Origin of the sequence: Chitinophaga sp. (genome assembly GCF_036569125.1) — a bacterium.
Classification (GTDB): domain Bacteria; phylum Bacteroidota; class Bacteroidia; order Chitinophagales; family Chitinophagaceae; genus Chitinophaga.
On the sequence record NZ_DATCRF010000143.1, the window covers coordinates 1 to 7,457 of the forward strand.

Sequence of the window (7,457 nt, forward strand, 5' to 3'; positions counted from 1 at the left end):
GGTGAATGGTATCATTGCCTGGTGTTACTACAAATGCCTCAAAAGATCTGCCCAGATAATGCATATGCGGCCACACATATAAAAGCGATTGCTCTTCGGGCGTTCTCATTTTCAGCTCAAACGTTTTTACCTGGTCCGGGGGGATCATGAAAATGGGATCAATATCCCGCTCACCTACGCCACCGGAACCAATGCTGATGATCCGTACCGGCCTTTTTACCGGCGCATCTTTAAAGTACATGTTCACTCCCACTATCGATTGCTCATCTGCCGCTATGGGCGCATAATGCGTGGTAAAGATCACTACTCCCCTGTTGGGAAATGTCCAGCCAAAATCATTGGGATAGTATTCTGCCGAGGCCCCGGGGATCCATCCCGTATAATAAACCATCGTTCGTTTCAGCGGGTCAAATGCGCTCCTGTTCTGTGGCTCCTCGTCTGTATCAATGGTGCTTAAACCCGCATCCAGGTCCACACTGGTATCCGCTACACTATAAAAACCATAATTAACATGGTGTATGATCTTTTTATTGTTGGTCACAAACTCAATGGCCTCTACACTTTTACCGGCCGGTAGTTCAAACGGCACTTTATATTCTATAAACCTTTCCTTATTATTTCCTTTAACGGTGAACGGTATTTTCGATTTTAATACCAGGTCCGGCGCCCGGCCATTTAACAGCTTACCGGCGTTTGTATTCAGTACCGGTGCATTCTTAGGCGCTTTTCCTTTGGGCGCTTTATTGTCTATCCACGCAAGAATAGCCTGCTTCTCCTCAACGGTAAGCCCCCGCTGGTTGGCGAAGTGTGAATATGCCGTATCTGCCTGCCAGGGCGGCATATAGCCGGTGCTGATCACTTTTTTTATGAAGGGAAGCCTCTTAGTAAAATCTTCATAGTTCAATAGCGGAAAAGGGGCAGCCTCTCCGGGATTATGGCAAACACCACATTTACGTAACAATACCGGTTCAACATCGTAGTAGGTTTGTGCACGAAGCGCCGTGAATGTAAACAGGAATACTATTGTAAATAAGCGTGCTGGCATATGCTTCATTTATTGCTGATCAGGCAACCTACTGCCGTTGTTTTAAAAGGGTTCACTGTTCTATGTTGTAAAAAATTTTCAATGGCGTCACGCAGATAATGATGGTCTGCCTGCCTTTTCTTTTTGCCAAGGCTCACGGCCCAGTCATCAATGGCGCCATTGTATACCAGCACGCTGTTATTGTCATATAAAAAAACTTCAGGCGTTACCGTTGCCTGGGTATAATTTACCAACGCTTCTTTTTTATCCCGCACCAGCACAAAATCAACTGCATATTTTTGCTGAAAGGCTTTTATCTCATCATCACTGTAGGCCGGTCCTGCAAAAACGCCCACAATGGCCAGGGAATCTTTTTTGTTCTTTTGAAGCTCATTCAATACAATAGTGTAATTGCGGCTCAGCGGGCAGTCCGGCGAAAGGAACACCAGGGCGGTCAGCTGCTTGTGAATGCCGGATAAGGAGAAGGGCCTGCCTTCTATTGTTCTTACCTTAATGGCTTTCAGCGCATCCCCTGCCGGCTGCTGTGCATGTAAAACTCCTAAAAATAAACAGCCGCAAATAAGCAACACATATTTCATGAAAAGCAGTTTAACAATGGATCCAGATCAGACAATAAGCCCGATCTGAATCCATTGTAGTATTCTACGATTTATTTCTTATCCCACCAAACTCTTCCCGTAATATCGGTTAAACCGCCCAGCTCAGGATCTTTCTGCATTTCTTCGATAGAGGCCCTTCTGTTGGCGTAGTTAAAATCAGTGATCGGAGGTACAAACAGGCTCCATCTTCTGGGCATGATAGTTTCAGAGCCACCAGTTCTCATTTTTTCTGCCTTAAGCACTACTCCTGTCTGGCTCGGGTAACCGGTTCTTTTTATTAACGCCCAGCATTCATATGGATTGCGATAGAAGTTAATGAACTGCTGAACACAGATCTGCTCCAGACCTTTGGCAGGGTCGTATGCAATATCCGGCGCCTGCTTGTACGCAGTTACTTCATCAGCTGTTAGCGGGGTGTAATCCACTACCACTGCATCTTTACCCCACTCATCATAATCCGCCAGGGACGCTTCAATACCCTTATTATACCAGTCTGCTGCATCTTCAGTAGTAACGCCTCTTGCGGCTAATTCAGCCCGCATAAAACATACATCTGCATAGGTGATCACAGGATAGTTAACCTTCCCCTTCGCTATGGACGAATTGAACATTGCATATTGTATATACGAAACATAAGCGGTGGTACCGGTGATGTAATTGAAATAAAATCTTTTGTCGGGCTCATTGGCGGCATCAGGACTAATATAACGGCCCCTGTATTCCTGGTATACTTCACCGGGCGCAATGTCACCGGAAGCCTGGAAAGTATTAAACTGGTCTTGGGTCAGCGCCACTTTCTGATAGAAGTTCCTGATACGGGGATCATGATTCCTGTACATAAAATCTATGGATGCTTTTTGTCCGGAAATACCTGCGGCTACATTGTAGTTGCCACCATTGGCTACATCAGGGCCGGCTTTGAACACCCAGGATGTCGCCCTGCTGTTAATAGGGCCTACATTGTCGGCCAGCACTTCGCTAATAATGGCTTTTGCTGCATCCGGTTTTCTTTTGAGCATGCGCATGGCAATGCGTAATCTAAGAGAATTGGCGGCCATGGCCCAGTTCATCGATTCTGTTCCTGTGCCATGATAATACAGGTCAGACGTGCCTAGTTTTTCCTGGTCAGGTAAGCTCTGTTTTAATATTGCAACTGCATTTTTTAGCTGAGTGTCCAGCGTATCATACAGCGCTTCCTGCGTGTCATATTTAGGTGTTAATTCCGGAGGAAAAGTATACCTCGCTCTAAATCCCTGTGAATAAACGATACTGCCCAAAAGGTCAGAAACGCCAAATGCAGCTAGTGCCATTGGAACATAGGAAATGGCGCGGATATGCTGGTACTTTGATCTCTTAGCTTCATCCATTTTGTCGATCACATTCCTCATTTCCACGAGGGTACCGCCCGCCCCTATTGTTTCCCTTGAATACAGATCCTCATAAATATAAGGATAGTTGGAAGCCGAAATCGGCGTTTTAAACCGCGTGATAATGGCGCCATTACCAGGCAGGGGCACCCAGGCGCCAATCCAATACTGTATGTTACGGTGTATATCATAGTATGCCTCAAAGTCATTGGTATGCAGGGCCAGCGGAGCGGTTGGGAACAAGGTCCTCACGTCTACCTCTTCTCTCTGGACCAGGTCCGGGTCAGTGTTCAGCTCTGCATATTTATCGCGGCTGCAGGAAGTAGCCAGAAGCGTCAGCGCACAGACTGCGTGTAAAAATATCTTCCTCATAATTCTATTTTAAGATCCTGGTTATTATTAGTTTTTGATCGGGCTATCTCTTAGAAACTTGCGTTTACAGAAAATCCATATTGTCTGAAATAAGGTGTACCACCGTTTTCGATAAATGCACCACTGCTGGTAGAGCTTAGGTTATCCGGGTTCACGTGATCCGGAGCGCTGTTATACAGGAAGAAAAGGTTACGGCCTATAAGCGAAAGCCGCAGGCTGTTCATTTTTAATCTGCTGGCTACGCCAACTGGCAAGTCATAACTAACAGACAGCTCGCGCATAGATACCCATGAAGATTCAAACATACTGGCAGTTCTGATACCATTGCTCCATCCATAGGTGCGATCATAATAATCAGCGGCAGCTACCGGCTTCACATAGTTCTTTGCATACGCATCAGCTACCGTCATTCCTGAAACATCATGTTCCTGGCCATCAGCACTATATGCCGCTTCTATAATAGTACCAGCTGCAAATACGCCTACCGGTAAAATACCGTCATGCCGTTCGGGTGTAAGGCCATTGTAATCTGCCGTGCCTGTGTAAGATAAACCGCCCAGTGCAGTATTACGGCCGGCCAGTGTATGTTTAATCATACCATACTGTGATCCGTAACCATAAGTATTGGAGTATACATCACCACCGAATTTTGCATCCAGGAATACGCTCAGAGAAAGTCTTTTATAATTGAAAGTATTACGAATACTTCCGAGGAAGTCAGGCATGGTGGATCCAACAACCGGATCAGATTCTCCGCCTACACCCGGGTTATAGGTGCCGGATCTCAGGTAGTAGATCACCGGTGCGTCAAAATTGCCTCCTTTGGGATCAAAGCCTACTACCGGCATGCCGTTCAGGCCACTTTGCACGTTAGCGCCGTTGCCATCCTTTGCCTGGTAGGAAGCATAGTGATAATTAGCGCGGATAGCACCATAATCACCGCCCAGGTTAGCCACGGAGTAAATGCCATCTCCTCCGTCCAGCAATGCTGCCTTGGAGTTAAATGGCAATGAAAGTATCGTATTCTTGTTCCGGGTATAGTTGAACATTACATCCCATGAGAAATTACCCTTTTTGTAAGGCGTTCCATACAGGCTAAGCTCTATCCCCTGGTTCCTTACCAGGCCACCATTGATCAGGGCACTTACTACGCCTGATTCACGGGGTACAGTAAAGTCCTGGATCTGGTTTTTGGAATCCTGTTGGTACCAGGTAAAGTCGCCACCCAGCCTGTTGCCAAACAGCTTAAACTCAAGCCCGGCTTCAATTTTAGCGTTCCGTACCGGTTTAAGGTTCTGATTGGGCAATGAATTGCCATACAGGCCATACCTGAGTATAGTTCCGCCTGAAGCATCTTTATACAAACCGTAAGAAGAATAGGCGCCTGCATTGGTTTTATACGGAGAGGTACCACCACCTGCCTGTACATAGGAAACGCGCAGCTTACCAAAATCAACCATTTTAGGCAGTTTCAGCAGATCGGTGAATACAAAGGCCAGGTCTGCTCCGGGATAAAAGTAGGAATAGCTGCCATGACCATCATTATATACCAGTGTGCTGTTCCAGTCGTTACGGCCATATATGTTCAGTGTCAGGTAGTCTCTGAAACCTATGCTGGCCTGGTAGAACAAGGAAGCCATTTGCAGATCGTTCGGTTTTCCTTCGTCGACCCTGGGCCTTTCTGCTGAGTTGAAGAGCCGGAAAACATCGGGTATAACAAGCCCTCTGGTTTCCGCATAATAGCCTACCTGCTTGGACTGGTTGAGTTCTCCACCACCTTGTACTAACAGGTCAAAGTCACTTATTTTCTTAATGTAGCTCAGGCTTCCACGGTAACGGTATTGCCTTACACTATTATTGTTAACCTTATATTGACCGCCGTTAAAACCGGGGTCGGTACCTCTTATCTTGGCGGTATAATTTGTCTCAAATGCATTGAGTGATGCACTACCTTCAAAACGAAGCCAGTTGGTAAGATCCGCTCTCAGGTTAATGCCGCCTCTGAAATTATTCTCCTTTTGTTGAAAGTGATTCTGGTAAATGTACCAGAAAGCATTGGAAGCGCCTGAGATGTCTGCTTCCGACAAACCACCATTAGCAGTATCCACATAGTTATGCATCCAGTAATTGATATCATAGTTACGGGGCACTCCATAGCTGGTCGCGTATAACACACTATTGCCGCCCTGTAAGGCCGGGTTTTCCGTTTTACTTTGTGTATAGGATGTATTAATATCCAACAGCACTCCTTTTATAGGACGGTGCGTGGCCCTGAAGCTAAAGCTATTCCTGCCCAGGTTATTATTGGGAGTTGCAGAGGATGCACCCAGGTTAGAATAAGAAAAACGGAAAGTTGTTTTATCATTACCACCGGAAATGCCAATGTTCGTATTACGGGTAATCCCTGTTTTATAGAGTTTCAACGGATCGTTTACACCTGGATTATTGGCGCGGTACTGACCGGTAATGTCTTTAAACATCTGTCCCTTCATTTCAGGGCCAAAGCTGGCATAATAGTATGACTGATCTGTAGACAGCGTATCACCGGCTAACTTAATCCAGTCATCAGCATGTATACCGGCGCCAAACTGGTTCTGCAGATCTACTGTTTTATAAGCTCTTTCAAACATAAAAGACTGGGTAAAAGAAACGCCCAAACCTCTCTGTGAAAAACCTTTTTTTGTTTTGATGAGGATCACACCGTTGGATGCGCGGCTGCCGTATAATGCGGTAACAGCGCCCCCTTTTAACACGGAAATAGATTCAATGTCGTCGGGGTTAATGTCTTTCAGGATGTTCCCGAAATCCTGCTCACCGCCACGGTTGGGGAGGATCACCTGGTCGTCCATCACAATGTCATCTACCACCACCAGCGGCTGGTTACCATACGGATCCAGGCTGGCGCTCCCCCTGATCTGGAAACGGGTAGAAGCCTGCGGGCCGCCCACGTTGGGGGTAACCTGCAAACCAGGCACCATGCCCTGTAAGGCGGAAATTGGGTTGGGGCTGGCTGTTCTCCTGATATCGTCACCGGAAACCTGGGTAACGGAATATCCAAGGCTTCTTTTAGCCCTGCTTTCACCAAAACCCGTAACCACTACTTCATTTAATCCTTTTGTGTCCTGGTTAATAGTAACGTTAACGGTTGAACTGTTACCTACCGCTACTTCTCTGGTAGCATAACCGATCGATGAAATGATCAATGTAGCTGAGGGGGCTACCGAAAAGTGATAGTATCCACGTTCATCGGTAAAGGTACTGTTCCGGGTACCTTTTTCAATTACAGTAGCGCCTATCACTACTGCAGACTTGTCGTCCACAATGGTTCCGCTGATTGATTTTTTGTCCTGGGCGAGCAGTGACGTGCCGGTAAATAGCAGCACCATCACCATGACAAAGGCATGAGATTTTCGCATTGCGCTTAATTTTAGATTTGGTTTGATAAATGCTTCAATATTGGTTGATATTCAACAACTTATAAGCCATGCTTTAATACGGTTGTCCCTCTCATAAGTATAGATCTGTTCACTGGCTCTGATAAGATTGCGTAAATAATAACGGTATAGTCCTATTGCTCTTTTTAATTATAACAGTATGTCTTATTGCTCTACTATCAACGTGGTAATTCAAAAGTATAGAAATCTTTTTAAAAAAAATAAAAAGTAGAAAATTTATTTTAGATAGTTATCGAGTCTTTATATAGTCTTATATATTAAATTAATAGAATTCATAAAGTATGATCGATATAGGATAAATTTATTGTCCAAAAAGAGTTCACGTTTGCGGTTGAGGGTTGAGGGTTGAGGGTTGAGGGTTGAGGGTTGCGGTTGAGGGCTGCGGTTGAGGGTTGTGGTTGAGGGTTGTGGTTAAGGATTGAGGGCTGTGGTTGAGGATTGAGGTTGAAGGTTGAGGTTGAGGTTGGGCTGAGGATTAAGGTTAAGGGTTGTGACTGAGGGTGGAGAGCTGAGGTTAAGGTTGAAGGTTGGGCTGAAGGTCGAAGCTGTATTCTTCCAGGGAACGTTCCAGCGTTTCTGTTGTGAAAGGCTTTAAAATATAATCGATCCCGTTAGCCTT

4 protein-coding genes are annotated in these 7,457 nt (G+C 45.7%); all 4 read right to left on the reverse strand.

Annotated features, from left to right (window positions below):
• The coding region (locus VIM87_RS05055) for a cytochrome c (RefSeq protein ID WP_331995923.1) at positions 1–1,045 on the reverse strand (1,045 nt) is incomplete at its 3' end.
• A 5-nt stretch (positions 1,046–1,050) separates the two neighbouring features.
• A complete protein-coding gene (locus VIM87_RS05060; RefSeq protein ID WP_331995924.1) occupies positions 1,051–1,623 on the reverse strand; it encodes a redoxin domain-containing protein in 573 nt (190 codons plus the stop codon).
• 71 nt (positions 1,624–1,694) lie between these two features.
• A complete protein-coding gene (locus VIM87_RS05065; protein ID WP_331995925.1) occupies positions 1,695–3,383 on the reverse strand; it encodes a SusD/RagB family nutrient-binding outer membrane lipoprotein in 1,689 nt (562 codons plus the stop codon).
• Between the two features lie 50 nt (positions 3,384–3,433).
• Positions 3,434–6,799 (reverse strand): SusC/RagA family TonB-linked outer membrane protein, encoded by a 3,366-nt coding sequence (locus tag VIM87_RS05070; RefSeq protein WP_331995926.1) that lies wholly within the window; start codon positions 6,797–6,799, stop codon positions 3,434–3,436.
• Positions 6,800–7,457: the final 658 nt, after the last annotated feature.